The following is a 26,269-nucleotide window of genomic DNA, read 5'->3' as shown; positions in this document are numbered from 1 at the left end:
TCAGACAGAGCCGCCCGGTTCTCTGCGGTCGCCAGTCCCTCGGTCTCGAACCGGCCCATCTGCGACGTGGATGCGGCATGCGCATCGACGGCACGGCCACCGACAACCTGGCGCATCACGGGATCGAGCGCGAGACGGTCGGCGTCATTGACGTCCCCGTATCCTGCCAACCGGCCGTAGACCGATTGCCGAAACAGCCCGTCGAGCCGGTGGATCGTGTTCTTGCCACGGCGATTATCGCACAGGGCAGCAGACGCCAGATTGGACAGACCGAGCGCGTCATCAAGCTCGCGCATCACCAGAAGGCCGCCATCCGAACTGAGCTGAGCGCCCCGGAATTCCAGCCGCACGCGAGGGTCAAAATCCACACGATCTGCCCGCTGCAAGCCCGCACCCTCTGGGTGATCCATGAAACACATCCTCCGCAGCAACCAACGCCATGATATATATAGAAAATATCACGTTCAAGACAGCGAAATCAGAGAGCTACTTGGGGAATGCGGGATCACTCAACGTAGCTATCGGCAGAAGGTTTCAAGGGATTGAGTAAAAACCAGCAGTGTTTCGCCTGACTTGGTGTGGCGCGCCCTTTTTCAGGACGCGCTGCAGTCACGCTCAGCTGTGTATCGCGCCCAAGCCACAGGCCAAGGCCGCTTCGCGCACCGCTTCGGAATAGGTCGGGTGCGCATGGCACGTCAGAGCGAGGTCTTCGGCCGAGGCCCCGAACTCCATCGCGACGCAGATCTCGTGGATCAGATCGCCTGCACCCGGCCCGATGATATGCGCTCCGAGGATGCGGTCGGTTTCGGCGTCGGCCAGAATTTTGACAAAGCCATCCGCTGCAAAATTCGCTTTTGCCCGCCCGTTGCCCATAAAGCTGAACTTGCCGGCCTTGTACTTACGGCCTTGTTCTTTCAGGGTTTCTTCGGTCTCGCCCACATTCGAAACTTCCGGGTGGGTGTAGATCACGCCGGGGATCACGCCGTAGTTCACGTGGCCGTGGTGGCCTGCGATCTGGTCGGCGGCGGCCATGCCTTCGTCTTCGGCCTTGTGGGCGAGCATGGGGCCTTCGATCACGTCGCCGATGGCGTAGATGCCCGGTACGTTGGTCTGCCAATGGGCGTCCACGGCGATCTGGCCGCGCTTGGTCATTTCGATCCCGAGCGCGTCAAGGCCAAGCCCGTCGGTATAGGGTTTGCGGCCGGTGGCGACCAGAACGACGTCGGCATCGACCACGTGTTCGCTGTCGTCCTTGCGCAGTTTGTAGGTGACTTTGGCCTTGGTTTTGGTTGCATCGACTTTTTGCACAGCGGCGCCCATCGTAAAGTCAATGCCTTGTTTCTTCAGGATTTTCTGAAAGCTGCGCTGCACCTCGGCATCCATGCCGGGGGTGATGGCGTCCAAAAACTCGATGACCTGCACTTCGGAGCCGAGCCGTTTGTAAACGGAGCCCAATTCCAGTCCGATAACGCCTGCTCCGATCACGACCATTTTCTTCGGAACCTTGCCCAGTTCCAAGGCGCCTGTCGACGTTACGACAACCTTTTCGTCCACCTCGACACCCGGCAAACTGGCGGGCTCAGACCCGGAGGCGATGACGATGGATTTCGCCTCATGGACCTCATCGCCCACTTTCACCTTGCCCGCTTCGGGGATGCTGCCCCAGCCTTTCAGCCAGTCGACCTTGTTCTTTTTCATAAGGAATTCAACACCTTTGGTGTTTTGACCAATGGTGTCGTCCTTGTAGGAGAGCATCTGTTTCCAATCGACCGAGGGGCTTTTGCCCTTGAGGCCCATGGCGGCGAAATTGTGCTCTGCCTCGTGCAGCATGTGGGACGCATGCAGCAGCGCCTTGGAGGGGATGCAGCCCACGTTCAGACAGGTGCCGCCCAGCGTGTCACGCCCTTCGACGATGGCCGTTTTCAGGCCGCGTTGCGCGCAGCGGATGGCGCAGACATAGCCGCCGGGGCCGGAGCCGATGATGATGACGTCATAGGAAGCCATGAGGTGTCCTTTCGTTGAAATTGGCTGTGCAGCGGGGGGGGTGATACCCGTACACCGGGCGTGCACCGACTGTGCACCGCCAACGGGCGTTTCGTTTGCAGTTTGTTCAGATGTGACGGGTTGGTGCGCGCGTCGATGCGGATCGCAATAGCGGCGCGGGCGGGCAGCCATGATGCGCAGACGTCCTGAATTGCGGCGCACAGGGCGGATATGAGCGCGGGCGTCTTCATATGAGCGGCAGGATCATCATGACCAGTCCGACCAGCGATGCAAACCACACCACTGAGCGGACATAAGGAATGCCGGAGGCATAGGCGGGGACATAGGCGACCCGCGCCCAGAACCAGAGCGCCGCGCCGGTGGCCGTGCCCGCAGTGCCGAGGTCGGTGACCTTGAGGATCAGGGCGAGGGCGATGAAGGCGGGCAGGTTGTAGACATAGTTTCTGAGTGCCCTTTCGAGGCGGCCCGCGACCGCGTCCGGATCGCGCGGTTCGTCTTGCGGGCCAAGCGCCCAGTCGAGGCCCTTGGACAGGTTGGAGGCGCCGCCTTGCACGACCATATGGACGATCAGCAGGATAACGGCGTAAGTGAGGTATGTGAGTTCTGGGGTCATTTCAATTGGCTCGCATATGTTCCCATTGAAGCGTCGAACAAACGTTTGTTCTTGTATTCGCAGTGGCTACACTTACAGTTATGATACTCAACCCCTGCGCGAGTTGAATCTTCTGCGGATACAACGCGCAGATGTCCTTTCTTGCACATGGGACACGTGTCGCCTTTCTTCAATGTTTTTATGTCACTCTCCAATGAGTGAATGCGTTGCTTTGCGTCAGCGAGCGCCATTTTCGTGTCCGCTAGCGCACTAACAACCTCTGCAATTTTCAACTTGAAACTTGCTTCATCAATACTGCGATCAATGTCACCAATTTCTTTTACGAGCTTAATCGCTTGCGAAGCGGCTGCTACGCCTGTGACCAAATCCATTCGGCTTACCTCACAAATCCATCAACAGCCGACGTGGATCCTCCAGTGCTTCTTTGACCCGGACGAGGAACGTCACCGCCCCTTTGCCGTCCACGATGCGGTGGTCGTAGGACAAAGCCAGATACATCATGGGCCGGATCACCACTTGGCCGCCGATGGCCATGGGGCGGTCCTGGATCTTGTGCATGCCGAGGATGCCGGACTGGGGCGGGTTCAGGATGGGCGAGGACATGAGCGAGCCGTAGACGCCGCCGTTGGAGATCGTGAACGTGCCGCCCTGCATTTCGGCCATGGAAAGCTTGCCGTCGCGGGCGCGGGCGCCTTTTTCGGCGATGGCCTTTTCGATGGCGGCAAAGCTCATGGCGTCCGCGTCGCGGATCACCGGCACCACGAGCCCCTGCGGCGTGCCTGCGGCGATGCCCATATGCACGAAGTTCTTGTAGACCACGTCGGTGCCGTCAATCTCGGCGTTGACTTCGGGCACTTCGCGCAGCGCGTGGCAGCAGGCCTTGGTGAAAAAGGACATGAAGCCCAGCTTGACGCCATGCTTTTTCAGGAACAGGTCTTTGTATTCATTGCGCAATTCCATCACGCCGGTCATGTCCACCTCGTTATAGGTGGTGAGCATGGCGGCCGTGTTCTGGCTGTCCTTGAGGCGCTTGGCGATGGTCTGACGCAGGCGGGTCATCTTGACCCGTTCCTCGCGCGCGGCATCATCCGCAGCGACGGGGGCGCGTGGCATGGCAGGGGCTGCGGCCGGCGCGGGTGCGCTGGCGGCCGCGGCCACGGCGCGGGCCACATCGTCTTTCATCGCGCGGCCATCCCGGCCTGTGCCTGTGACCTGATCGCGGCTGACGCCTGCTTCGGCCATTGCCTTTTTGGCGGCGGGGGCGTCTTCGACGTCGCTGCGTGCGCCACCCTGGCCTGCGGGTGGGTTCTGGTAGTTGCTGGTGGGGTCTGTGTCGCCCTCCTTGGCTTGTGGGCGCGGGCCGGGGTCGACACGGCCTTCGGCGGAGCCGGAGATGACGGCAAGCCGCGCATTGGCATCCACGGTCGTGCCTTCAGGCGCGACGATCTCGCTCAGAACGCCGCCCGCAGGGGCAGGGACCTCGACGCTTACCTTGTCGGTTTCCAACTCGCAGAGCATTTCATCCTGCGTGACGGTGTCACCGACAGCCTTGAACCAGGTGCTGACCGTTGCTTCGGTCACCGATTCGCCAAGGGTCGGCACCATGACGTCGACGTCCGCGCCATCGGATGCGGGCGCGTCGGCTTCGGGGGCCGGGGTTTGCTTGGCTTCGGGGGCTGCGGCACCGGCCCCTTCGGAAATGGTGGCCAGCAGCGCGTCGACGCCGACGGTTTCGCCTTCGGCTGCGACGATATCGCCAAGGGTGCCGGCGACGGGTGAGGGCACTTCGACCGTGACCTTGTCGGTTTCCAGCTCGCAGAGCATTTCGTCAACCTCAACCGCGTCTCCGGGTTTCTTGAACCAGGTGGCGACGGTGGCTTCGGTGACGCTTTCGCCCAATGTGGGCACGCGGACTTCGGTGGTCATTGTCTTATCCTTTGATGGTCAGCGCTTCGTCGACGAGAGCGGCTTGTTGGGCTTTGTGCATGCTGGCGAGGCCCGTTGCAGGCGAGGCAGAGGTGGCGCGGCCGACATAGACCGGGCGCGTGTGCTTGGCGTTGATCCGGCCAAGCACCCATTCGAGGTTGGGTTCGATGAACGTCCAGCCGCCCTGATTCTTGGGCTCTTCCTGGCACCAGATCATTTCGGCGCTTTTGAACCGTTCCAGTTCCTTGACGGCCGATTGGGCCGGGAAGGGATAGAACTGTTCGAACCGCAGCAGGTAGACGTCGTCGATCCCGCGCGCGTCGCGTTCTTCGAGCAGGTCGTAGTAGACTTTGCCCGAACACATCACGACGCGTTTGATCTTGTCATCCGCTGCCAGTTCGGTGTCCGAGTTGCCGAATTGGGCATCGTCCCAGAGCACGCGGTGGAAGCTGCTGCCTGTGGTGAATTCCTCGGCCTTGCTGACCGCGAGTTTGTGGCGGAGCAGGGATTTCGGGGTCATCAGGATCAGCGGCTTGCGGAAGTCGCGATGGATCTGTCGGCGCAGGATATGGAAATAGTTGGCGGGCGTGGTGCAGTTGGCGACGATCCAGTTGTCCTGGCCGCACATTTGCAGGAACCGTTCCAGCCGGGCCGACGAGTGTTCAGGGCCTTGCCCCTCGAACCCGTGCGGGAGCAGGACCACAAGGCCTGACATCCGCAGCCATTTGGATTCACCCGAGGAGATGAACTGATCGAACATGATCTGCGCGCCGTTGGCAAAATCACCGAACTGGGCCTCCCACAGGGTGAGTGCGTTCGGCTCGGCCAGCGAATAGCCGTACTCGAACCCCAGTACGGCATATTCCGAAAGCATGGAATCAATGACTTCGTAATGGGCCTGTCCGGGGCGGACGCTGTTGAGCGGATAATACCGTTCTTCGGTTTCCTGATTGACGAGCGCGGAATGGCGCTGGCTGAAGGTGCCGCGGGCGCTGTCCTGACCGGCCAGACGCACGGGATAACCTTCGGTCAGGAGGGAGCCGAAGGCGAGCGCTTCGCTGGTGGCCCAATCGAACCCTTCGCCGCTGTCGAACATCGCCTTCTTGGTCTCGAGCAGACGCCCAACGGTCTTGTGCAGCGGAAAACCCTCCGGTGCAGTCGTCAGCGCACGGCCGACCTCTGCGAAGGTTTCAGGCGCGATGGCGGTTTTGCCGCGCTGGTAATCTTCCTTGTTGCGGTCGAGGTGAGACCACTTGCCATCCAGCCAGTCGGCCTTGTTGGGTTTGTAGTCTTTGCCAGCCTCGAACTCCTCGTTCATTTTCGCCTGGAACGCGGCTTTCATGTCTTCGATCTCGCCTTCGGGGATGAGGCCGTCGCGGACCAGACGCTCCGTGTACAGGGTCAGGGTCGTCTTTTGCTTTTTGATCTTCTTGTACATCACCGGGTTGGTGAACATGGGCTCGTCGCCCTCGTTGTGCCCGAACCGGCGGTAGCAGAAGATGTCGATGACCACGTCCTTGTGGAACATCTGGCGAAATTCCGTGGCGACTTTGGCGGCGTGCACCACGGCCTCGGGATCGTCGCCGTTCACGTGGAAGATCGGCGCTTCGACCACCAGCGCGTTGTCGGTCGGGTAGGGGGAAGACCGCGAAAAGTGGGGCGCGGTAGTAAAGCCGATCTGGTTGTTGACCACGATGTGCATCGTGCCGCCCGCCTTGTGACCGCGCAGCCCGGAGAGGGCAAAACACTCCGCCACAACGCCTTGGCCGGCAAAGGCCGCGTCGCCGTGCAGCAGGATGGGCATGACGGCTGTGCGTTCGGTATCTTTCAACTGGTCCTGCTTGGCGCGCGCCTTGCCGATGACGACGGGGTTCACCGCCTCGAGGTGGCTGGGGTTGGCCGTCAGGCTGAGGTGTACGGAGTTTCCATCAAAGTCGCGGTCGCTGGACGCGCCGAGGTGATATTTCACATCGCCGGAGCCATCGACATCTTCGGGTTTGAAACTGCCGCCCTGGAATTCATTGAAAATGGCCTTGTAGGGTTTGGCCATCACATTGGCCAAAACGCTCAGACGTCCACGGTGGGGCATGCCGATCACGATTTCCTTCAGGCCCAGGGCACCGCCGCGTTTGATGATCTGCTCCATCGCGGGGATCAGGCTTTCGCCGCCATCAAGGCCGAAGCGTTTGGTGCCCATATACTTGACATGCAGGAATTTCTCGAAGCCCTCAGCCTCGACCATCTTGTTCAGGATCGCCTTGCGTCCCTCGCGGGTGAACTGGATTTCCTTGCCCAGCCCTTCGATCCGCTCCTTGAGCCAGCCGGCCTCTTCGGGGTTGGAAATATGCATGTATTGCAGCGCAAACGTGCCACAATAGGTCCGCTTCACGATGTCGATGATCTCGCGCATCGAGGCGACATCGAGGCCCAGAACCTTGTCGATGAAAATCGGGCGATCCATGTCGGCTTCGGTGAAACCGTAGGATTTGGGGTCCAACTCGGGGTGGGGCGTCTGGTCGCGCATGCCGAGCGGGTCAAGGTCGGCGACCAGATGGCCCCGGATCCGGTAGGCGCGGATGATCATGAGCGCGCGGATACTGTCGAGCACGGCGCGCTTGATCTGGTCGCCACTGACCTCGACGCCTTTTTCAACCGCCTTGGCCTTGATCTTGTCGCCCGCCCCTTTGACTTCGGCGGGGGATGCCCACTCGCCGGTCAGCGCCTGCGTCAGGTCATCGCCCGGTAGCGGAGGCCAGTCGCTGCGCGCCCAGGAGGGGCCGGAGGCCTCGTGTTTTACGGAAACCTCATCATCGCCCATCGCTTTGAAAAACGCCTGCCACGCTTCGTCGACCGCACTCGGATCGCCCGCATAGCGCGCATACATCTGTTCAAGATATTCCGCATTATGCCCCTGCATGAAGCTGGAGGCGTGGAACTGGTCATTGGGGGATTGGTCGGTCATGGGGATACCTCATGTGGGTTGGGACCGTATGCATTGGCGCCGGGTTGCGACGGGCGGGTGAGCCACCAAAGGACGATTAAGGGGGAGATTGCGAGAACGAAGACGGCGAGGCCGGTGATGACAGCGACAGTGCCGGAAAGCCCACCGTCGACGCCAGTACCAAAGCTGCCAAAAAACGCCAGGAACATGCTGATCCCGACCATGACAAGGAGCGGATAAAGCAGGAAAACCCCCGAGCGCCCGGTGTCGTGCATGCGCCGCCAGCCGACGCTGAGTTGTGGAAGCAGAATGGCCAGCGAAAAGATCGAGGCGATTGGTCCGTTGCTGACGGCGGAAGCGCTGGCGCTGGTGTCGGTAACCTCTGTCTGTACGGTCGCCGCGCCAAACAGGACGCCGTCCAGAATTGCGGCAACAAGACTGCCCAGGATTCCAAACAGGAAAAACCACCAGTATTCCGACCGCGCGGCGCGACCGGAGAATGTGACGTATTTGGAAAAACAGGTTTTGACGGCGGTTTGGAAGTTCATTAGCATACTCTTTGTCTGAGCGTGGTTGGCCCTGTGTTTGAGCCAAATGTCATGGCTCCCCTGGCGGCCCGGCGTGTGCGGAGCAGTGTTGCTGCCTTGTGCTGGTGGGCGCCATTCAGGTCGGTTGGCCCTTGAAAGGGAGGTGTTGCGATTTTCATCCTGCGACCTCGTTCGGGTTGGGTCCATGTGCATTGGCACCGGGTTCCGAGGGGGCTGCCAACCAGAACAATGTGATCGTCACCACCACCAGCATGATCGCGCTGGCGGTCAGGAAATAGATATCGTTGTCGAGCGTATCAACCCGAACTGCCATCGCTGCCGCAGCAGAGGCGAACCAGATCAGCAGCCAACCGGGCAACACGACAGCGGGCAGAACGAGCCACCAGCCTGAGCGGCCTGCGTCGTGCAACCGCCGGACGGCGGCAGACAGGCCCGGCGTCACTGTCGCCAGGGCGAAGCCTGCGGCCACAATGGGCGCGATGAAGAAGCTCAGGATCTGCGCCACAAACAGGAAGCCTGCAAAAACCCAATAGTCCGGCCGCGCTGTGCGACCGGAAAATCTGGCGTAATTGCGAAAGCCTGCCGCAATGTGAGCACTGGCCTCCATCAGCCCTTGATCGCTTCCATCACCGCCTCGCCCAGCGTTGCGGGGCTGTCGGCCACCACGATGCCTGCGGCGCGCATGGCTTCGATCTTGTCTTCGGCGCCGCCTTTGCCGCCGGCAACAATCGCGCCGGCGTGACCCATGCGACGGCCCGGAGGCGCTGTGCGGCCTGCGATGAAGCCCGCTGTTGGCTTCCAGCGCCCTGCTTTTTTCTCATCGGCGAGAAACTGGGCGGCGTCCTCTTCGGCAGAGCCGCCAATCTCGCCGATCATGATGATCGATGTGGTTTCGGGATCGGCCAGGAACATTTCCAGCACGTCGATATGCTCGGTGCCCTTGATCGGGTCGCCGCCGATACCGATGGCGGAGGACTGGCCCAGCCCCAGATCGGTGGTCTGCTTGACCGCCTCATAGGTCAGCGTGCCCGAGCGCGAGACCACGCCGCAGGAACCGCGTTTGTGGATATGGCCGGGCATGATGCCGATCTTGCAGGCGTCGGGCGTGATAACACCGGGGCAGTTGGGGCCGATGAGCCGGGATTTGGAGCCTTCGAGGGCACGCTTGACCTTCATCATGTCGAGCACGGGGATGCCTTCGGTGATGCACACGATCAGCGGCATCTCGGCATCGATGGCTTCGAGGATCGAATCGGCGGCAAAGGGGGGCGGGACGTAGATCACGGAGGCGTTCGCTTCGGTCATCGCCATCGCCTCGTGGACCGAGTTGTAGACGGGCAGATCAAGGTGGGTCATACCGCCTTTGCCGGGGGTCACGCCGCCGACCATCTTGGTCCCGTAGGCGATCGCCTGCTCGGTGTGAAATGTCCCTTGAGAGCCGGTGAGGCCCTGACAGATGACTTTGGTGTTCTCGTCGATGAGTACGGCCATATTTGGCTCCTAGTTCAATTGTATGTCCAAGCGGGATGCTCTTGCTTCAATTACCATCTGTTGGACGAGGATTTGCATCATGGAATAATGTAAATTCATCATGTCTTCGTCATGCGTTTCACGGCTGTCGAAAAATGACTTCTTCTCATCTTCGCAAGTTGTCGTGAACAGAATGGCAGCAAGGTCGAGCATATTGTCTTGGTATGGTTCCAGTTTTCTGACGTTGGATTTGAAGCAGTCCCTCAAGACTTCAAATTCAGCGGCGCTTGCCATTGAAGAAGTGGAAACGCTTAACGCTAGGGTTGTGAAAAGGACTACAAACCCGCGCATGACTTAGCCCTTGACCGCTTTCACGATCTTCTGGGCGCCGTCCTTGAGGTCGTCGGCGGCGATCACGTCAAGGCCGGAATTGTTGATGATGTCCTTGCCCTGCTGCACGTTTGTGCCCTCAAGGCGGACAACCAGCGGCACTTGCAGGCCAACCTCTTTCACCGCGGCCACAACGCCCTCGGCGATCACGTCGCAGCGCATGATGCCGCCGAAGATGTTCACCAGAATGCCTTTGACCTGCGGGTCGGAGGTGATGATCTTGAACGCCTCGGTCACCTTTTCCTTGGTCGCACCACCGCCCACGTCGAGGAAGTTGGCAGGTTCGGCACCATAAAGCTTGATGATGTCCATGGTGGCCATCGCAAGGCCCGCACCATTGACCATGCAGCCGATCTCTCCGTCGAGCGCGATGTAGTTGAGGTCGTATTTGGAGGCGGCGAGTTCCTTGGGGTCTTCCTCGGTCTCGTCGCGCAGCTCGTTCACATCGGCGTGGCGGTACATGGCGTTGCCGTCGAACGACACTTTGGCGTCAAGCACTTTGAGGTCGCCGCTGTCGGTCACGATCAGCGGGTTGATCTCGAGCATCTCCATGTCTTTTTCGACGAATGCCTTGTAGAGCAGACCCATCAGGGCCACGCATTGCTTGATCTGTTTGCCCTCAAGTCCCAGCGAGAAGGCGATGCGGCGGCCGTGGAAGGCCTGGTAGCCGGTGGCCGGATCGACCGAGAAGCTGAGGATTTTTTCGGGGGTCGAGGCGGCGACTTCTTCGATGTCCATGCCGCCTTCGGTGGAGCAGACAAAGCTGACGCGGCTGGTCTGTCGGTCCACAAGCAGCGCGAGATAAAGTTCGGTTTCAATACCCGAGCCGTCTTCGATGTAGATGCGGTTGACCTGTTTCCCGGAAGGGCCGGTCTGGTGTGTCACCAGCGTACGTCCCAGCATCTTCTTGGCTTCCTGTGCGGCTTCCTCGACGGATTTGGTCAGGCGCACACCGCCCTTGTCGCCGGCGTCGGCTTCCTTGAAGCTGCCCTTTCCGCGCCCGCCTGCGTGGATCTGCGCCTTGACCACCCACAATGGTCCATCAAGCGCCCCTGCGGCGGTCTTGGCATCTTCGGCCCGCAGGACGACGCGCCCTTCCGAGACCGGGGCCCCGTAGCTGCGCAAGAGGGCTTTGGCTTGGTATTCATGGATGTTCATATCTGGTCGGTCCCGTATCAGTGCGTCACGTTCGTCCCTATTCGACAAAGTATTGAAGCCGCGTAAATGGTTAAGACGTCGCAGTACGGGGTTTTTGCAAGGAATTCCACATTTTGTGATCACACTTTTTAATCGTGTGATCACAAAAATAGACGCCTCGGCCGGAAAGGGAATCGCGTGACGGAAATCGTTAAAGCGCTGACAGACGCAGATGCGCCGGTCACCTGGAGCGTTGTCATGACGGTTTGCGAGCCGCGGGCGCTGGTCCAGACAAATGTGCTTTGGCACCTGGCGACGGGGGCCAGTGCCGTGCATGTGTTCTTCGACGATCCGGGGGATCCGGCGATGGCGTCAATCCGGCAGATCGCGGGGTGTCAGGCGGTGGTTTGCGATTCTGCGCACTGGCGGGAGCTGAACGGGCGCAAGGGGCGGCCGGCGTCGCAGATGCGCCGCCAAACGCTGAATGCCAATGCGGCGCAAGCCGTGGCGCGCACCGACTGGTTGTTTCATATCGATGCGGATGAATTCATCTGGCAGGACGGGAATCTGAGGTCTGAGCTTGAGGCTTTGGGCCGTGGACAAACCGAACTGAACCTGCCCGTTCTGGAGCGTATGTTTGTGGAAACGGCCGGGCAGCGCTCCGTGTTCGACGGGATGTTTCGCGCCTCTTCGCAATTGTCAGGGGCCGACGCGCGTGCCGCCTTTGGCGAATTTGCGCCTTTCATGAAGCGCGGCCAGTATTCTCACGGGGCAGGGAAAAGTGGTATCGCCGTCGGCCAGGGTTTGCGCCTTGGGGTGCATAATGCAACGATCCGCGGCTCCGAAAGGTGGAAGCGGGCGCCCAAACAGGTGTCGCGCACAACGCGCCTGTTGCATTTCGATGGCCTGACGCCGCTGCACTGGGCGATGAAGGGGATGCGATATCGCCTGAATCCACCCGACGTGCGAAACGCGGTGCTACAGACGCATCGGGCCGCACAGATTGATTGGATGCTGGAGCAAGGCGAAACGCTCGAGGATTTGCTTAGGGCGCATGCGTCGCTTTTTCTCCTGACGTCGGATCGGTGCAGGCGGCTGCGCGGTTTTGACCTGCTGTGCGAGGTTCCGTTTGATCCGGGTCACGTTTTGGGGGCGTCTGCCCCGGATTTAAGCGTGGCGGCCTTCGACGCAGATGTGCGCGCCCGAAATCCGTGGCTGGACGATATTTTGAACGGCAGCGATTGAAAGGTGTTCGGTTTCGTCGATCAACCTCCCATATCGGGTGCAAGACAGTCTTGATGTCAGGAGCTCACGTGTTTCCAGACCGACAGCAACTTCTGGCCGATCTTGCTGCGCCGGGGCCAGGGCAGGGGCGTCGCGTCGGCTTTCCAGAGGGTTTCCGCGGCAAAGAGGTCTTCGATCATCCCGGCATGGGCTTCGGAGACCACGTCGCGCAAGGTGATCGGGACCAAGGGATCCCCGGGCGGTTTTCGGTGCAGGCCCCGCACATGCAGAATGCGCGGAGCGGCCATATGCGGTTCCCATACATCCAGCATGGTGAGATGGATCAGGTTGTATTCCGGTGGAATGATCCCGGTCTGGATGCCCAGATCGCAACACAAGCGGCGCAAGGGCGGCTGATCATGGGTTTGCTTGTGCTTGATCATCGTCTTGCCCCAGGCGCGGGCCAGTTTGCGGATGCGGCGGCCTTGCCGAAACACCAGCACGCCGGAATTCAGCACGGGCACCCAGCGGGGCAGATCCCGTTGTGATGTAAAGATATAGGCCGGGCGGGCATACCCGATGCAAGCGGACAGGGGGTAGTGCTGTGCCATACTGAACAATTCGGAGACATCTGTCAGAATGACCGTGTCGGCATCCAACATGATCGTGTCGCGAAAGCGGCTGCGCTGCATCGCCTCGATCTTGGGGAATTTCCAGTCGATCTCCAGCCGGTGGATCTGATCGAATATCGGATCGTCAATGTCCTGATCCGTAAAAAGATCAATCTGGGCATCGGGGATTGCGTCGCGCAGTGTGCGCGCCGCGCGACGGGCCAGGGTGGTATAATCCTGGCCCGTCGTGGCATACACATAGCCTTGTGCGCCGCGTTTCATTGTCTGAGGCTGCCAAGGTCGATCATTTGCTTCAGGCGAGCGACTCGTCGATGCCCTTGCAGGCTTTGACGAGACCGTTGACCGCGGCGACGGAGCTGTCGAACATTGCTTGCTCGTCCTTGGTCATCTGAATGTCGATCACCTTTTCGATGCCGCCGGCGCCAATGACCGTGGGTACACCCACATACATACCCTTTAGGCCCAAAGCGCCGTCAACATAGGCCGCACAGGGCAGCACGCGTTTCTGGTCTTTCAGGTAGGCTTCGGCCATTTCGATGGCGGAGGTCGCAGGCGCATAGAACGCGGAGCCGGTTTTCAGCAGACCGACGATCTCGGCGCCGCCGTCACGGGTGCGTTGTACGATGGCGTCCAGTTTTTCCTGGCTGGTCCATCCCATTTTGACCAGATCGGGCAAAGGAATGCCTGCAACGGTCGAATAGCGTGTCAAGGGCACCATCGTGTCGCCGTGGCCACCCAGAACGAAGGCGGTGACGTCGCGCATGGAGACGCCGAACTCTTCGGCAAGGAAGTGGCGGAAGCGCGCGCTGTCCAGAACACCGGCCATGCCGCAGACTTTTTCGTGGGGCAGGCCGGAGAACTCGCGCAGTGCCCAGACCATTGCATCAAGCGGGTTGGTGATGCAGATCACGAAGGCATCCGGGGCATGGGCGGCAATGCCTTCGCCCACAGACTTCATGACCTTGAGGTTGATGCCGAGCAGATCGTCGCGGCTCATGCCGGGCTTGCGGGGCACACCGGCGGTGACGATGCAGACGTCCGCGCCTGCGATATCGGCGTAGGACTGCGTGCCGCGCAGATTGGCGTCGAAGCCTTCCGACGGGCCGGACTCCGCGATGTCGAGGGCTTTGCCTTCCGGCGTCCCTTCGGCAATGTCGAAAAGCACCACGTCGCCAAGCTCTTTGAGCGCGACGAGGTGGGCAAGCGTGCCGCCGATCTGACCGGCGCCGATCAGGGCAATCTTGGGTCTGGCCATGGGTGAAATTCTCCGCTCTTGGGGTTTTTGCTGGCGCGGTGCCTAGCCCGAGTTGGGCTTTGGCGCAAGGGTGCTGCGCTGCGGCACGCAGATTGTTTGTGCGCTGGCGCGCCCGTTCCGGTCAGTCTAAAGGGATAGGAATGCGAGGTTTTCGGGACATTAAGCCATGCTTGAACTGACATTCGGGTTTTTTGCAATGGCTGCACCGGCTGTCGTTTTTGCCGGCATTTCCAAAGGCGGGTTCGGATCCGGCGCCGCCTTTGCGGCCGCATCGATTCTGGCACTGGTGATTGAGCCGGGCCTTGCGTTGGCCGTGATGTTGCCGATGCTGATGCTGATGGATGTGGCTGCGCTGCGGTCGTATTGGGGCAAGTGGAACTTGCGCGCGTCCATGCTTCTCATTCTGGGTGGCTTGCCTGGGGTGGCCATCGGGGCGGCGCTCTATGCGCGCGCGGACGCGGATGTGTTTCGGGTGCTGATCGGCGTGATATCGATCGGCTTCGTGCTGTGGCAGATCGCGCAGAGGCGCGGGTGGATCCGGGCGGCGTCGCGCAATCTGCCGGATTGGGCCGGGGCGCTTGCCGGCCTGGTGGCAGGGTTCACCAGTTTTGTCAGCCATGCCGGCGGGCCGCCCGCTGCGGTTTATCTGCTCTCTCTCAAGCCGACCAAAACGGAATATCAGGCCAGCACTGTGCTGGCGTTCTGGATTATAAATATCGCGAAATTCGTACCTTATGCGTTTCTGGGCATGTTTACCAAAGAAACGGGTCTGGCCAATCTTGTGCTGGCCCCCTTTGCCCTGATCGGCGTTTGGCTGGGCGTCAAGGCGCATCATCTGATGCCGGAACGCGCGTTTTTCCTTTTGACTTATGCGCTTTTGACGGTGACGGGAACAAAGCTGATCTGGGACGGGCTGACGTAAGATCTGGCGTCGCCTGAACGGTCAACCGCGTGCAAAAAAGGCGTACCAACAGGTACGCCTTACGCGGCAGCTTTGCCGTTAATTGCCTGAAAGAGGTTTGCTCAGGCGTCACTGCCTTTGGCGGGCAGGGCTTCGGCGAGGGTCTCGAAAGCCTGACCGCTTGCCACCAGGCAAGTCGTGCCGTTTGGCGATGTGACCAAGATCGTCCATGTGCCGCTTTCGTCGGAGGCGAAAACCTCGATCACGGCGTTGTTCGCGCCCAGCCCCATGGATTGGCGCGTTTCGCCGTAACCTTCGGCCAGTCGCGTCACGACCAGTTCGCGCGGTCCGCAATTGCGCGTTTGTTGCGCCAGCGCCGTTTGTGCGGTTGCCAGTGTCACGACCGCAGCGGTGGCAAGCGCAGCTTTGTTCAAAAACGTTGGTGTCTGTGTCATCTTGTTCAGCCTTTCGCAGCAAAAGGCATCACCTCTGATCATCTGGCCTTGCCGGAGTTTCCGGCGATGACCGGGCAGCGCCGGATACATCTTGATTTCGCGACCCCTGATTTTCCGTCAAACTGTTCAGCGGCCTTGCTGAAACGGCCTTTCCGGAGGTCTTGGAATGATCAAATCCTGCGCGTTGAGCCTGAAATAATGGTTAACGGGCCGTCCGGTCACCGGTGCAGGCCCGGATTTTCACCTCGAAAAGGCTGAATTTGCTGCAATGCGGCAATCAGGCCTTGAACTATCTGGAAATAAATGTCCCATAGCGCGCAACTTTATGACTTACGAGGAGGTCCTTATGGCCCTTGCCCGCCCCCTGCGCTCTATGCTGTACATTCCCGGCTCAAAGGCGCGCGCGCTTGAGAAGGCCCGCACCTTGCCTGCCGACGCGATCATATTCGACCTCGAAGATGCTGTTTCGGTTGATGAAAAACAGGCGGCGCGCGCGACATTGGCCGAGGCATTGGCCGCGGGTGGGTATGGCGCGCGCATGCGCATCGTGCGGATCAATGGCCTTGATACCGAGTGGGGCTCCGAGGACGCGCGTGCCGCGCAGGCAATGGGCGTGGATGCGATATTGCTGCCCAAGGTTTCGACCCCGGCCGATCTGGATGCATTGGCGCAGATCACCGGTGACACGCCGCTTTGGGCGATGATGGAAACGCCGCTGGGCATGCTGAATGCCGCGCAGATTGCCGCACATCCAAGGCTGCAAGGCATGGTTATGGGCACCAACGATCTGGCCAAGGAGTTGCAAACACGCTTTCGCACCGACCGTCTGCCGATGATGACCGGGCTCGGCCTGTGCCTTCTGGCGGCCAAGGCGCATGGGTTGGCGATTGTCGACGGGGTCTATAACGCCTTCAAGGATGATGAAGGGCTGGCCGTTGAATGCGCGCAAGGGCGCGACATGGGCTTTGACGGCAAGACGGTGATTCACCCGGCGCAGATCGCCGGGGCCAATGCGGCCTTTTCTCCGTCAGACGAAGATATCGATCTGGCTCGCCGCCAGATTGCAGCCTTTGAAGAGGTGGAGGCCAACGGGCAGGGCGTTGCGGTCGTGGATGGACGTATCGTCGAAAATCTGCACATCGTAACGGCACGCGAAACCCTGGCCAAAGCCGAGGCAATCGCGGCCCTTGCAAAGGAATAGATGACATGACCCTTTTGATCCTCGGCCTGATCCTTTGGATACTGGCGCATTATTTCAAACGGCTGGCCCCTGATCTGCGCGCCAGCCTTGGCAATGCGGGCAAGGGCATTATTGCCATTCTGATCGTGGCGAGCATTGTGGCGATGGTCTATGGCTACAAATGGGCGCCGTTCATCAATGTCTGGTATCCTCCTACCTTTATGGTTCACATCAATAACCTGCTGATGTTGATCGCATTTTTTGTCTACGGAATGTCGGCCACGACGGGCCGTCTGCGCGGCAAGATGCGCCATCCGCAGCTGACTGCGGTCAAGATCTGGGCCGTTGCGCACCTTCTGGTGAATGGCGATCTGGCCTCGATCATCCTGTTTGGCGGACTGTTGGCGTGGGCTGTGGGATCCGTCATCCTGATTAATCGGGCAGAGCCGGATTGGCAACGTCCCGCACCGGGTCCGGCCAAGAAGGACGTGATACTGGTGGTGATTACTTTGGTCATGTTCAGCGTGGTCGCCGCGATCCACGTGTGGCTGGGCGTTTGGCCATTTCCGGGGTAAGCTTATGAAACTCTATCGTTTTTTGTCCGAAGAGGACACGTCGGCCTTTTGTCACAAAGTGACGGAGGCCCTGAACAAGGGCTGGGCGCTGCATGGGAGCCCAACCCAGACATGGGATCCGACCGCGCGCGTGATGCGGTGTGGACAGGCTGTGACCAAAGAGGTGGCAGGTGAATACACCTCTGAAACCAAGCTGGGGGCGCAGTGATGACCAAAACCAATCCGGGCCGGTTTTTCGAGGACTACCGTTTGGGTGAGGTGATCGAGCATGCGGTGCCGCGGACAGTGTCTGGGGGGGAGCGCGCGCTTTACCACATGCTGTATCCGGCGCGGCATGCGCTGTACTCGTCGGACCAGTTTGCCCAAGGGTGCGGGCTGCCTGCATCCCCACTCGACGATTTGATCGCGTTCCATGTTGTCTTTGGCAAGACGGTTCCGGATATTTCGCTGAACGCGCTGGCCAATCTGGGCTATGCCGAAGGACGCTGGCTTGCGCCCGTGTGGCCCGGGGATACGCTACGCTCGCGATCTGAAGTGATTGGCCTCAAGCAAAATTCGAACGGCAAGTCCGGGGTCGTTTGGGTGCGCACGACAGGCCTGAACCAACGCGACGAGGCTGTGCTTGAATACGTGCGGTGGGTGATGGTGCGCAAAGGCGATCTGGAAGCTCCGGCACCTGAAACGGTCATGCCGACCCTGTCCGACGCCCTGACCGCTGACCAGTTGGTCGTGCCCGACGGGCTCGATTTTGCGAACTACGATTTCGGTCTGGCGGGTGAACCGCACCGCTGGAGTGATTACGAGATCGGGGAAAAGATCGACCATGTCGACGGTGTTACCGTGGAGGAAGCGGAGCATATGCTCGCGACCCGCCTTTGGCAGAACACGGCCAAGGTGCATTTCGATACGTCTGCCCGCCCCGATGGCAGCCGCCTGATTTACGGCGGGCATGTGATTTCGATGGCGCGGGCGTTGTCGTTCAATGGTCTGGCCAATGCGCAGGTGATCGTTGGTCTCAATGGCGGCGCACATGCCAACCCCTGTTTGTCCGGTGATACGATCCGGGCGTGGTCGGAAGTGCTGGACAAAGCGCCGATGGATGCACCCGGCGTGGGCGCGATCCGATTGCGGCTGGTGGCGACCAAAGGAACGACGCCGTTTGAATTGCGCGGTGCGGATGGGAAATACCGGCCGGATGTCTTGCTGGATCTGGATTACTGGGCGGTGATGCCTGTGTAGGATTGGGATGGAGGATGACGCGCATCCGGCGCTGACGCGCGGATGACGCCCCACCCACCATCCCTTTGAAACGGTCCTTTCAATCTATGGTAGGGCATTGCGTTTCTTGATGCGCAAGTGAGCCGCGTCCCTATGTAAATGAGATTCAAGGGTCATGTGCCCGGCCTTTTTGCGCGGTTGACGAACCGATCCACGTCAAAGTGAGATGCGTTCGCGTGTTGTCCGCGCTAGATTGGCAGAATGTATCGCTTTTTCGCCCTTTTTCTGATCCTGAGCGCCCCTGCGCGGGCTTGCGATCTGGCGCTGCTCTTGGCCGTAGATGTGTCCGGTTCGGTCGATAAACAGGAATACCGGACACAAATGGATGGGCTGGCATTGGCCTTGCGGGACGGAATAGTGGCCGATGCGCTCGTCGAGCAGCAGGCGCAGGTCAGCCTTGTGCAGTGGACGGGCGCGTCGCGGCAGCGGCAAACCATTCCGTGGACCGCCATGCAAAGCTATCAGGATGTGCTGCGCCTCGCAGATATGATTGAGAACGATCCCCGTGTCTGGCGCAATTATTCGACGGCCATCGGCGAGGCCCTCTTGGTGAGTCGCGTAGCCTTTGGGCCTGTCGCCTCTTGTACGCGCAAGGTGATCGATGTGTCTGGGGACGGCGTCTCGAACGAGGGGATTGAGCCCGCGACGCAGCGCGCGGATCTGAACGCAGACGGCATAACGGTGAACGCGCTGGCCATCGAGACGGATGACGTGGACCTGACGGGCTACTTTTTTGAAAACCTCATCACGGGGCCGGGGGCGTTTGTGGTCACAGCAAATGGATTCGCCGACTACCCCGAACAAATCAAACGAAAACTGCAGCGCGAGACGACCAGACAGGTTACATCACTGAGGAAGTGACCAATTTGTGATCACAGTCTTTCGCGCTGTGATCACGATCCGCGAAAAACTGTCAATTGCGCCAAAAGACCGCGCCAAATGGGATGGCGTGACGCGTGACTCGCGCGTAAAAATCGCTATCAAGAGTTCAGGGAACAAAAAGGACGCACTATGGCCGACGTCAACCGGGGCAATCGCCCGCTCTCACCGCACTTGTCTATCTATCGACCACAGCTGACGTCGATGACGTCGATCCTGACGCGGATCACTGGCAATGCGCTGCTGATCTCTGCGCTGTTGGTCGTGTGGTGGTTTTTGGCTGCGGCCACCTCGCCGGAGTATTTCGCTTTTGCCGACGGGCTGCTCACCGGATTTCTGGGCACGCTGGTGATGACGCTGTCCCTGTGGGGCCTTTGGTACCATACGCTGGCCGGTATCCGGCATCTGATCTGGGACAACGGCATCGGCCTTGATCTCGAGACGGCGGAAAAAATGGGCTGGGCGATCATTGGCGGCTCGCTGGTGCTGACGCTGTTGACCATCGTGATTATTTAAGGAGGCGACCATGAGCTATTTGACCGACCGCAAACGTGCCGTGGGCATGGGCTCTGCCAAGACCGGAACCGCTCATTTCTGGGCGATGAAAGTCAGCAGTGTGGGCCTTCTGGTGCTGATCCCGCTGTTCTTGTTCACCTTTGGTCCGATGCTGGGCGAACCGCATGCCGATGTGATCGCCTATTTCTCCCGGCCTTTCCCGGCGATTGTTGCGGCGCTGACCATCGTGGTGAGCTTCATGCACTTCAAGGACGGTGTCCAAGTGCTGATCGAGGACTATGTCCATGGGACAATGCAAAAGGTGCTGATCGTCGCGATGATCTGCGTCAGCTACGGCGCTGTCGCAACGGGTCTTTTCGCCATTGCGCGGATCGCTCTTTGATCATGCGGGCTTCGGATCGCACAATAACAGATTTCAAAGCGCGTCTGGCGCTTTAACCGACAGGAGGCCGCAACATGGCTGCTTATGATTATGAAACGCATGAATACGACGTGGTCGTTGTCGGGGCCGGGGGTGCGGGTTTGCGCGCCACGCTCGGGATGGCGGAGCAGGGGTTGCGCACCGCTTGCGTAACAAAGGTATTTCCGACCCGCTCGCACACCGTTGCGGCGCAGGGTGGCATTGCTGCAAGCCTGTCCAATATGGGGCCCGATAACTGGCAGTGGCATATGTATGATACGGTCAAGGGCTCTGACTGGTTGGGCGATACCGACGCGATGGAGTACCTGGCGCGCGAAGCTCCCAAGGCGGTTTATGAGCTGGAGCATTACGGCGTGCCCTTTTCGCGGACTGAAGAAGGCAAGATTTATCAGCGTCCCTTTGGCGGTCACACGACCCAATTTGGTGAGGGCCCCCCGGTTCAGCGGACCTGTGCTGCCGCGGACCGGACTGGGCACGCGATCCTGCACACGCTTTATGGGCAATCGCTCAAGAACAACGCGGAATTCTACATCGAATACTTCGCGATTGATCTGATCATGTCCGAAGACGGCGTCTGTCAGGGTGTTCTGTGCTGGAGGCTCGACGACGGAACGATGCACCTGTTCAGCGCCAAAATGGTGGTGCTGGCCACAGGCGGTTATGGCCGCGCATATTTCTCGGCGACGTCCGCGCATACCTGCACGGGTGATGGCGGCGGCATGACGGCCCGCGCGGGCCTGCCGTTGCAGGACATGGAGTTCGTACAGTTTCACCCGACCGGCATCTATGGTGCCGGGTGTTTGATCACCGAAGGGGCGCGGGGCGAGGGCGGATACCTCACCAACTCCGAAGGCGAGCGTTTCATGGAACGCTATGCACCGACCTACAAGGACCTCGCCAGCCGGGATGTGGTATCGCGATGCATGACAATGGAAATCCGCGAAGGGCGCGGTGTGGGCGAGCAGGGCGATCACATCCACCTGCACCTCAACCACCTGCCAAAGGAAACGTTGGACCTGCGCCTGCCCGGGATTTCGGAGTCGGCGCGTGTGTTTGCCGGCGTTGATCTGACCAAGGAGCCGATCCCGGTTCTGCCCACCGTTCACTATAACATGGGCGGCATTCCGACGAACTATTGGGGCGAAGTCCTGGCCCCGACCAAGGACAAGCCAGACAATATTTCGCCGGGCCTGATGGCTGTGGGCGAGGCCGGGTGCGCTTCGGTGCACGGAGCCAACCGGCTTGGGTCAAACTCGTTGATCGATCTGGTCGTCTTTGGCCGGGCTGCCGCGATCCGCGCGGGTGAGATTGTTGACCCGAAATCGCCGGTACCGACACCGAACCAACGGTCTGTCGATGCCGCGTTCAGCCGGTTTGACGGGTTGCGCTATGCCAAGGGCCACGTGCCCACGGCCGAATTGCGCCTTGAGATGCAAAAAACGATGCAGGACGATGCGGCCGTTTTCCGCACTGACAAGACGCTGGCCGCAGGTCAGGCGAAAATGGAAGATGTGTCCTCCAAGCAAGGCGATCTGAAGGTCACCGATACCTCGCTTGTCTGGAACTCGGACCTGATGGAAACGCTGGAACTGACCAATCTGATGCCCAATGCGGTCGCCACAATCACTGCAGCTGCGGCGCGCAAAGAAAGCCGGGGCGCCCATGCGCATGAGGATTATCCTGATCGGGATGACGAGAACTGGCGCAAACACAGCCTTGTCTGGTTCAAGGGCAACGAAGCCTCGCTTGGCTTCCGGGGCGTGCACCTGAATCCGTTGACCAGCCATAACGATGGCGGCATCGACCTCAAGAAAATTGCGCCCAAAGCGCGGGTATATTAAGTCGGGATGGCCCAGGCCCTGCGCACCAAAGAGACCGTTGCACTTGCGCCTGCGCAGGTGTTGCGGGTCTATGGCATGCGCCGGTCTGGCAACCATGCGCTGATCGACTGGATGTTGCGCAATGCGCCGGGGGGTAACGGGCTGTTTCTGAACAACTGCCGTCCGGGACGAAACCCGTTGCAGACGACGCGCGGCATCTCGGTTTATGCGAACGGAGTCGAATTGGCCGCAGATGGCCTTGGTGCCAAGTTGGCGGCGGCGGGTCCTGCGCCTTTTACAGTGGTTTCTTACGAAGACAGCATGCCCGATACTGGCCTCAAACCGCTTTATGATGCGCCCGAAACCTGTGTGATCATCTTTCGCAGCTTTCTGCACTGGTCCGCGTCCTTGTTGCGCAAGATCCAGGGCAATCCCGGTTACGGTCCGCTGGAGCGCAATCGCGTGATGATGAACGCTCTGCGCACTTATCAGACCATGCTGGATCGGGTGCAGGACAAGGATGTCGTACCGGTATTGTACGACGACTGGATGGGCCGCGAAGACTATCGCGCCGCCGCCCTTGAGCGCATCGGCCTGCCGGGTCGGGACCTGTCGCGCGGCGCGGTGCAACGCTTTGGCGGCGGATCGTCCTTTCAGGGCAAGACGGCCGACGTGGCGACACTGGCCACCGACACACGCAGTGCCGAAATGGCGGATGATCTGGAATATCAGCTACTGCTTTGGACCGCTGCGCGGGATCTGGGCTTTATGGAGCGTCTGGCGGACGTATTTCCGCAAGATGCCGAACGGCTCTCGAAACTGCTTGAAAGGGCGCAAGCGAAGGTAAAATTGCCATGATCCGTGCGATTTCATTGACAGCCCTCCTCGTGCTCGCCGCGTGCCAGGACGCCACGAACGCAGCCGACGACATTGCGCAACGCAGTGCAAAGGCGGCTGTTTCAGAAGCACTCGTGCTCTATGTTCCTCAAGTTCCGTCTGCGGCCGTGACGCCCGTAACGGACTGCGTGATTGACAATTCGGACTTGCGCGAATTGCGCCAGTTCGCAGGCGACGCCGTGACCGGCGTCGATGAAGCCACCGTCGCGTTGGCAACCGCAGTGTTGCAGCGCCCCGAGACACAACAATGCATTGGCACAGCGGGCCTGACCGCTTTGGCCGCGTGATAGGAGAACCAAGATGGTCCAACTGACGCTTCCCAAAAACTCCCGCATTCAGACGGGGAAAACATGGCCCAAACCCGAAGGGGCCACCAACCTGCGCAAGTTCAGCATCTATCGCTGGAATCCGGATGACGGGAAAAACCCGCAGGTCGATAACTATTGGGTCGATATGGATACCTGCGGCCCAATGATCCTCGACGCGCTGATCAAGATCAAGAACGAGATTGACCCGACCCTGACCTTCCGCCGGTCCTGCCGCGAAGGGATTTGCGGGTCCTGCGCAATGAACATCGACGGGATCAACACACTGGCCTGTATCTATGGCATGGATGATGTGAAGGGGGACGTGAAAATCTACCCGCTGCCGCATATGCCGGTGATCAAGGACCTGATCCCCGACCTGACCCATTTCTATGCCCAGCACGCGTCGATCATGCCGTGGTTGGAGACAAAAACGAACCGTCCTGCCAAGGAGTGGCGTCAGTCGGTCGATGACCGTGCGAAACTCGATGGTCTGTATGAATGCGTGATGTGCGCGTGCTGTTCGACATCCTGCCCCAGCTACTGGTGGAATGGCGATCGGTACCTCGGCCCCGCCGCGTTGCTGCACGCCTACCGCTGGATCATCGACAGCCGGGACGAAGCCACGGGCGAACGTCTGGACGAGCTCGAAGATCCGTTCAAACTCTACCGCTGTCATACAATCATGAACTGCGCCAAGACTTGTCCCAAAGGATTGAACCCCGCAGAGGCCATTGCGAATATCAAGAAGATGATGCTCGAACGGACCGTCTGATAACGTTGGATATTACCATAAAAAGCCCCGCCACGGCGGGGCTTTTTCGTTTCAACAGTCACGGCGTTTTTGAACGAACAGCCATGCAAAAATGACATCTTCCCAAACGTCGGTTTTTGTCGGATATGGCCCCATAGACGCCAACGCACGCGCCTCTGTCCGGGGTTCCGCATACGTAGCGACGGTAACGTCTCCGATTGGAAAACTTGCGGCCTTTACGGCCCACATCTGTTGGAGATGACAATGAACGCCTACGTCACCGAATTTTCGGCACCTGTTGCGCTGCGCTCGAACCGCGCCGAAGCCTATATCGCACACCACCAATTTGACCGGCCAACACTTGTGCTTGATATCGACGCGGTCGAGATTCAGTATCATGCTCTGGCGGCGGGGCTGGGCTCGGCCCGTATTCACTATGCGGTCAAGGCCAACCCACAGCGTGAAGTCATCGAGCGGCTGGTGGCGCTTGGATCGAATTTCGACGCTGCGTCGCGGGCCGAGATTGAATTGTGCCTGAGCCAGGGCGCACAACCTGCGCACATCTCCTTTGGCAATACGATCAAACGGGCCTCCGACATTGCATTTGCGCATCAGGCGGGGATTACCCTGTTTGCCGCCGATGCCGAAGAAGAGCTGGAAAAGATTGCGGAACATGCGCCGGGTGCGGACATCTACATCCGTGTTCTGGTCGATGCGTCACAGGCGGATTGGCCTTTGTCGCGGAAATTCGGCTGTGCACGTGACAAGGCCATGAACCTGATGGGATTGGCCGTGGCGCTTGGCCTGAAACCGCGCGGGCTTAGCTTTCACGTAGGCAGCCAGACCCGCATGGCCGCGATGTGGGGCGCAACACTGGATCAGATCGCCGAGATTTGGCACGCGGCGCACGCTGCCGGGTTCGAGCTGGATCTGCTTAACATCGGTGGTGGCTTTCCGGCATTCTATGGCGAAGCGATTGACGCACCCACGGCCTATGCCGCGTCCGTTATGGATCAGATCAAAGCCCGCTTTGGGGACGTTCCGCATGTCATGGCGGAACCCGGTCGCGGTCTGGTGGCCGAGGCAGGTGCCATTGCCGCCGAAGTTCTGCTGGTGTCGCGCAAGTCGCGGCATGATCTGCATCGTTGGGTCTATCTGGACATTGGCAAGTTTTCCGGACTGGCCGAAACAATGGACGAGGCCATACGGTATCAGTTTGTCACGGATCGCAAAGACGCACCGACCGGGCCGTGCATCGTGGCAGGCCCGTCCTGCGACAGCGCCGATGTGCTCTATGAGAAGAAGTTGGTGGATCTGCCACAGGACCTGGCCGCTGGTGATCGTGTGGTGATCCGCAATTGCGGTGCCTACACCACGACCTATGCCTCCATCGGCTTTAACGGCTTCCCGCCCTTGGATGTCGTCGTGATCTAACCTCTTTCTCGCCGTACCAAGCCCAAGTCCAATGGCGCATCTTTAAAAACGAGGTGCGCTTTTGAACATTCCCCCTGACGTTAATGCACGCCGGGCCATCGAGCCGGTCCATTGCTACCCGACGGATCGTTTGCCGCGTCCCGATCTGGTGCCCTATGCCGCTGTCGGGCGGGTATGCGCAAGGTAAACGCAACGCGTGTGCCATCGCGCGAAGCGGCATGTTTCTAGGTGCCTGTGGGCGGTTTTTTTCGTATCACTTTGATCGGGGAAGCCCTGGTCGGCAACCTCAACCTTTGTAACGCTCATGACCTCTCCGAACGATTTTACTCGGGCAGGACGCGGGGCCTGCATGGCACATATATCTCCATGGGGAACAGGCTGTGGAGGACTCTGCCGTTCCTCAGACTCATGGCGACGGCGATCCGAGACTTGTTGGATTGTTATGGATCGATGCCTTCGGCGGTTCGGTGTACGATGTGATCGGGACACGCTGCGATCCTTGTAAGGGGGAACTTGTTGACGGGCGACCAATATCACCACTTGTTCCAGTTAAACCTGACGCGTGCATGTGTACCGGCTTCACCCGTGATACGCAGGGCAATCGCGTTTGGCATCATGCCTCTTACAGCCCATTGATAACGCTGCATAAGAATGCCTCGTCCCATCCAGCTCGCTTGAGTTTAATGCTGAGAGAGCCTTTGGATGTGTCGCGTC

At 59.8% G+C, this 26,269-nt stretch carries 29 protein-coding genes; 15 read left to right on the top strand and 14 right to left on the bottom strand.

What is annotated here, in order from left to right:
• The 11 genes from LC354_RS18160 to sucC form a co-directional block, all read right to left on the bottom strand.
• Positions 1–410 (bottom strand): transposase (locus LC354_RS18160; RefSeq protein WP_223421634.1); only part of this gene is annotated, 410 nt, incomplete at its 3' end.
• A gap of 205 nt (positions 411–615) precedes the next feature.
• Positions 616–2,004, bottom strand: coding sequence for a dihydrolipoyl dehydrogenase (lpdA, locus tag LC354_RS18155; RefSeq protein WP_223426512.1), 1,389 nt, complete (start codon positions 2,002–2,004; stop codon positions 616–618).
• Between the two features lie 226 nt (positions 2,005–2,230).
• The gene (locus LC354_RS18150) at positions 2,231–2,617 is read right to left on the bottom strand and encodes an MAPEG family protein (protein ID WP_223426511.1); all 387 of its coding nucleotides are present in this window, start codon (positions 2,615–2,617) and stop codon (positions 2,231–2,233) included.
• On the bottom strand, positions 2,614–2,988 hold the full coding sequence (locus LC354_RS18145; protein WP_223426509.1) for a hypothetical protein: 375 nt from the start codon (positions 2,986–2,988) through the stop codon (positions 2,614–2,616). The genes LC354_RS18150 and LC354_RS18145 overlap by 4 nt, the downstream gene beginning before the upstream one ends.
• A 10-nt stretch (positions 2,989–2,998) precedes the next feature.
• Positions 2,999–4,543 carry a 2-oxoglutarate dehydrogenase complex dihydrolipoyllysine-residue succinyltransferase gene (gene odhB / locus LC354_RS18140; RefSeq protein WP_223426507.1) on the bottom strand — a complete coding sequence of 515 codons (1,545 nt, stop codon included), beginning with the start codon at positions 4,541–4,543 and terminating at the stop codon, positions 2,999–3,001.
• Positions 4,544–4,547: 4 nt separating this feature from the next.
• On the bottom strand, positions 4,548–7,505 hold the full coding sequence (locus tag LC354_RS18135; protein ID WP_223426506.1) for a 2-oxoglutarate dehydrogenase E1 component: 2,958 nt from the start codon (positions 7,503–7,505) through the stop codon (positions 4,548–4,550).
• Positions 7,502–8,032, bottom strand: a complete 531-nt coding sequence (locus tag LC354_RS18130) for a DUF805 domain-containing protein (RefSeq protein WP_223426504.1) — start codon at positions 8,030–8,032, stop codon at positions 7,502–7,504. Before LC354_RS18130 ends, LC354_RS18135 begins: the two co-directional genes overlap by 4 nt.
• Before the next feature lie 154 nt (positions 8,033–8,186).
• Positions 8,187–8,639: a DUF805 domain-containing protein gene (locus tag LC354_RS18125; protein ID WP_223426503.1), complete on the bottom strand. Its 453-nt coding sequence runs from the start codon at positions 8,637–8,639 to the stop codon at positions 8,187–8,189.
• Complete coding sequence (sucD, locus tag LC354_RS18120) at positions 8,639–9,523, bottom strand: succinate--CoA ligase subunit alpha (protein ID WP_223426501.1); 885 nt, start codon at positions 9,521–9,523, stop codon at positions 8,639–8,641. The genes LC354_RS18125 and sucD overlap by 1 nt, the downstream gene beginning before the upstream one ends.
• A gap of 9 nt (positions 9,524–9,532) precedes the next feature.
• Positions 9,533–9,853 (bottom strand): hypothetical protein, encoded by a 321-nt coding sequence (locus LC354_RS18115; protein ID WP_223426500.1) that lies wholly within the window; start codon positions 9,851–9,853, stop codon positions 9,533–9,535.
• Positions 9,854–9,856: 3 nt separating this feature from the next.
• Complete coding sequence (gene sucC, locus LC354_RS18110) at positions 9,857–11,050, bottom strand: ADP-forming succinate--CoA ligase subunit beta (RefSeq protein ID WP_223426498.1); 1,194 nt, start codon at positions 11,048–11,050, stop codon at positions 9,857–9,859.
• Positions 11,051–11,227: 177 nt separating this feature from the next.
• Between sucC and LC354_RS18105 the strand changes: the two genes are divergently transcribed.
• Entirely contained in the window at positions 11,228–12,274 is a 1,047-nt protein-coding gene (locus LC354_RS18105) for a glycosyltransferase family 2 protein (protein WP_223426496.1), read from the top strand.
• Between the two features lie 56 nt (positions 12,275–12,330).
• On the opposite strand, the gene LC354_RS18100 is transcribed toward LC354_RS18105, so the two are convergent.
• Together LC354_RS18100 and mdh are read right to left on the bottom strand one after the other, a co-directional pair.
• Positions 12,331–13,146, bottom strand: a complete 816-nt coding sequence (locus LC354_RS18100) for a putative nucleotide-diphospho-sugar transferase (protein ID WP_223426495.1) — start codon at positions 13,144–13,146, stop codon at positions 12,331–12,333.
• A 31-nt stretch (positions 13,147–13,177) separates the two neighbouring features.
• Positions 13,178–14,140 carry a malate dehydrogenase gene (gene mdh, locus LC354_RS18095; RefSeq protein ID WP_223426493.1) on the bottom strand — a complete coding sequence of 321 codons (963 nt, stop codon included), beginning with the start codon at positions 14,138–14,140 and terminating at the stop codon, positions 13,178–13,180.
• A 166-nt stretch (positions 14,141–14,306) separates the two neighbouring features.
• Here mdh and LC354_RS18090 point away from each other — a divergent pair, with 166 nt between their 5' ends.
• Positions 14,307–15,062 carry a sulfite exporter TauE/SafE family protein gene (locus tag LC354_RS18090; RefSeq protein ID WP_223426492.1) on the top strand — a complete coding sequence of 252 codons (756 nt, stop codon included), beginning with the start codon at positions 14,307–14,309 and terminating at the stop codon, positions 15,060–15,062.
• 101 nt (positions 15,063–15,163) lie between these two features.
• Here the strand turns inward: LC354_RS18090 and LC354_RS18085 are convergent, their stop codons facing one another.
• On the bottom strand, positions 15,164–15,496 hold the full coding sequence (locus LC354_RS18085; protein WP_223426490.1) for a hypothetical protein: 333 nt from the start codon (positions 15,494–15,496) through the stop codon (positions 15,164–15,166).
• A gap of 346 nt (positions 15,497–15,842) precedes the next feature.
• Between LC354_RS18085 and LC354_RS18080 the strand changes: the two genes are divergently transcribed.
• The 13 genes from LC354_RS18080 to LC354_RS18020 all read left to right on the top strand — a co-directional run bounded on the left by LC354_RS18080 (position 15,843) and on the right by LC354_RS18020 (position 26,035).
• Positions 15,843–16,697 (top strand): HpcH/HpaI aldolase/citrate lyase family protein, encoded by an 855-nt coding sequence (locus tag LC354_RS18080; protein ID WP_317849348.1) that lies wholly within the window; start codon positions 15,843–15,845, stop codon positions 16,695–16,697.
• A 5-nt stretch (positions 16,698–16,702) separates the two neighbouring features.
• A complete protein-coding gene (locus tag LC354_RS18075; protein WP_223426487.1) occupies positions 16,703–17,251 on the top strand; it encodes an NnrU family protein in 549 nt (182 codons plus the stop codon).
• A gap of 4 nt (positions 17,252–17,255) precedes the next feature.
• Entirely contained in the window at positions 17,256–17,459 is a 204-nt protein-coding gene (locus LC354_RS18070) for a DUF1737 domain-containing protein (protein ID WP_223426485.1), read from the top strand.
• Complete coding sequence (locus LC354_RS18065) at positions 17,459–18,490, top strand: MaoC family dehydratase (protein ID WP_223426483.1); 1,032 nt, start codon at positions 17,459–17,461, stop codon at positions 18,488–18,490. The genes LC354_RS18070 and LC354_RS18065 overlap by 1 nt, the downstream gene beginning before the upstream one ends.
• Positions 18,491–18,730: 240 nt before the next feature.
• On the top strand, positions 18,731–19,390 hold the full coding sequence (locus LC354_RS18060; protein ID WP_223426481.1) for a DUF1194 domain-containing protein: 660 nt from the start codon (positions 18,731–18,733) through the stop codon (positions 19,388–19,390).
• Positions 19,391–19,540: 150 nt separating this feature from the next.
• Entirely contained in the window at positions 19,541–19,924 is a 384-nt protein-coding gene (gene sdhC, locus LC354_RS18055; protein WP_223426480.1) for a succinate dehydrogenase, cytochrome b556 subunit, read from the top strand.
• Positions 19,925–19,934: 10 nt separating this feature from the next.
• On the top strand, positions 19,935–20,306 hold the full coding sequence (sdhD, locus tag LC354_RS18050) for a succinate dehydrogenase, hydrophobic membrane anchor protein (RefSeq protein WP_223426478.1): 372 nt from the start codon (positions 19,935–19,937) through the stop codon (positions 20,304–20,306).
• 74 nt (positions 20,307–20,380) lie between these two features.
• Positions 20,381–22,186 (top strand): succinate dehydrogenase flavoprotein subunit, encoded by a 1,806-nt coding sequence (sdhA, locus tag LC354_RS18045; protein ID WP_223426477.1) that lies wholly within the window; start codon positions 20,381–20,383, stop codon positions 22,184–22,186.
• Between the two features lie 6 nt (positions 22,187–22,192).
• The gene (locus tag LC354_RS18040; protein WP_223426475.1) at positions 22,193–23,023 is read left to right on the top strand and encodes a hypothetical protein; all 831 of its coding nucleotides are present in this window, start codon (positions 22,193–22,195) and stop codon (positions 23,021–23,023) included.
• Positions 23,020–23,349, top strand: a complete 330-nt coding sequence (locus tag LC354_RS18035) for a hypothetical protein (RefSeq protein WP_223426473.1) — start codon at positions 23,020–23,022, stop codon at positions 23,347–23,349. Before LC354_RS18040 ends, LC354_RS18035 begins: the two co-directional genes overlap by 4 nt.
• 13 nt (positions 23,350–23,362) lie before the next feature.
• Entirely contained in the window at positions 23,363–24,142 is a 780-nt protein-coding gene (locus LC354_RS18030; RefSeq protein WP_223426472.1) for a succinate dehydrogenase iron-sulfur subunit, read from the top strand.
• Between the two features lie 243 nt (positions 24,143–24,385).
• Positions 24,386–25,555: a type III PLP-dependent enzyme gene (locus LC354_RS18025; protein WP_223426470.1), complete on the top strand. Its 1,170-nt coding sequence runs from the start codon at positions 24,386–24,388 to the stop codon at positions 25,553–25,555.
• Between the two features lie 228 nt (positions 25,556–25,783).
• Entirely contained in the window at positions 25,784–26,035 is a 252-nt protein-coding gene (locus tag LC354_RS18020) for a DUF1989 domain-containing protein (RefSeq protein WP_317849347.1), read from the top strand.
• The last annotated feature ends 234 nt before the right edge of the window (positions 26,036–26,269 follow it).

The sequence above is a fragment of the Tateyamaria pelophila genome, from assembly GCF_019966495.1.
GTDB lineage: Bacteria > Pseudomonadota > Alphaproteobacteria > Rhodobacterales > Rhodobacteraceae > Tateyamaria > Tateyamaria pelophila.
The sequence above is the reverse complement of the archived record's forward strand: the minus strand, read 5'-3'. Positions and strand labels throughout refer to the sequence as shown.

Excerpts from the sequence above, each read along its gene's own strand:
- mdh (WP_223426493.1), bottom strand. The coding sequence starts at position 14,140 with ATGGCCAGACCCAAGATTGCCCTGATCGGCGCCGGTCAGATCGGCGGC.
- LC354_RS18040 (WP_223426475.1), top strand. The coding sequence starts at position 22,193 with ATGGCCCAGGCCCTGCGCACCAAAGAGACCGTTGCACTTGCGCCTGCG.
- odhB (WP_223426507.1), bottom strand. The coding sequence starts at position 4,543 with ATGACCACCGAAGTCCGCGTGCCCACATTGGGCGAAAGCGTCACCGAA.
- LC354_RS18075 (WP_223426487.1), top strand. The coding sequence starts at position 16,703 with ATGACCCTTTTGATCCTCGGCCTGATCCTTTGGATACTGGCGCATTAT.
- LC354_RS18025 (WP_223426470.1), top strand. The coding sequence starts at position 24,386 with ATGAACGCCTACGTCACCGAATTTTCGGCACCTGTTGCGCTGCGCTCG.
- lpdA (WP_223426512.1), bottom strand. The coding sequence starts at position 2,004 with ATGGCTTCCTATGACGTCATCATCATCGGCTCCGGCCCCGGCGGCTAT.
- LC354_RS18085 (WP_223426490.1), bottom strand. The coding sequence starts at position 15,496 with ATGACACAGACACCAACGTTTTTGAACAAAGCTGCGCTTGCCACCGCT.
- LC354_RS18125 (WP_223426503.1), bottom strand. The coding sequence starts at position 8,639 with ATGGAGGCCAGTGCTCACATTGCGGCAGGCTTTCGCAATTACGCCAGA.
- LC354_RS18065 (WP_223426483.1), top strand. The coding sequence starts at position 17,459 with ATGACCAAAACCAATCCGGGCCGGTTTTTCGAGGACTACCGTTTGGGT.
- LC354_RS18115 (WP_223426500.1), bottom strand. The coding sequence starts at position 9,853 with ATGCGCGGGTTTGTAGTCCTTTTCACAACCCTAGCGTTAAGCGTTTCC.
- LC354_RS18135 (WP_223426506.1), bottom strand. The coding sequence starts at position 7,505 with ATGACCGACCAATCCCCCAATGACCAGTTCCACGCCTCCAGCTTCATG.
- sucD (WP_223426501.1), bottom strand. The coding sequence starts at position 9,523 with ATGGCCGTACTCATCGACGAGAACACCAAAGTCATCTGTCAGGGCCTC.
- LC354_RS18100 (WP_223426495.1), bottom strand. The coding sequence starts at position 13,146 with ATGAAACGCGGCGCACAAGGCTATGTGTATGCCACGACGGGCCAGGAT.
- LC354_RS18130 (WP_223426504.1), bottom strand. The coding sequence starts at position 8,032 with ATGAACTTCCAAACCGCCGTCAAAACCTGTTTTTCCAAATACGTCACA.
- LC354_RS18070 (WP_223426485.1), top strand. The coding sequence starts at position 17,256 with ATGAAACTCTATCGTTTTTTGTCCGAAGAGGACACGTCGGCCTTTTGT.
- LC354_RS18145 (WP_223426509.1), bottom strand. The coding sequence starts at position 2,988 with ATGGATTTGGTCACAGGCGTAGCAGCCGCTTCGCAAGCGATTAAGCTC.
- LC354_RS18035 (WP_223426473.1), top strand. The coding sequence starts at position 23,020 with ATGATCCGTGCGATTTCATTGACAGCCCTCCTCGTGCTCGCCGCGTGC.
- LC354_RS18090 (WP_223426492.1), top strand. The coding sequence starts at position 14,307 with ATGCTTGAACTGACATTCGGGTTTTTTGCAATGGCTGCACCGGCTGTC.
- LC354_RS18080 (WP_317849348.1), top strand. The coding sequence starts at position 15,843 with ATGGCCCTTGCCCGCCCCCTGCGCTCTATGCTGTACATTCCCGGCTCA.
- sucC (WP_223426498.1), bottom strand. The coding sequence starts at position 11,050 with ATGAACATCCATGAATACCAAGCCAAAGCCCTCTTGCGCAGCTACGGG.
- LC354_RS18030 (WP_223426472.1), top strand. The coding sequence starts at position 23,363 with ATGGTCCAACTGACGCTTCCCAAAAACTCCCGCATTCAGACGGGGAAA.
- sdhA (WP_223426477.1), top strand. The coding sequence starts at position 20,381 with ATGGCTGCTTATGATTATGAAACGCATGAATACGACGTGGTCGTTGTC.
- LC354_RS18060 (WP_223426481.1), top strand. The coding sequence starts at position 18,731 with ATGTATCGCTTTTTCGCCCTTTTTCTGATCCTGAGCGCCCCTGCGCGG.
- LC354_RS18150 (WP_223426511.1), bottom strand. The coding sequence starts at position 2,617 with ATGACCCCAGAACTCACATACCTCACTTACGCCGTTATCCTGCTGATC.
- sdhC (WP_223426480.1), top strand. The coding sequence starts at position 19,541 with ATGGCCGACGTCAACCGGGGCAATCGCCCGCTCTCACCGCACTTGTCT.
- sdhD (WP_223426478.1), top strand. The coding sequence starts at position 19,935 with ATGAGCTATTTGACCGACCGCAAACGTGCCGTGGGCATGGGCTCTGCC.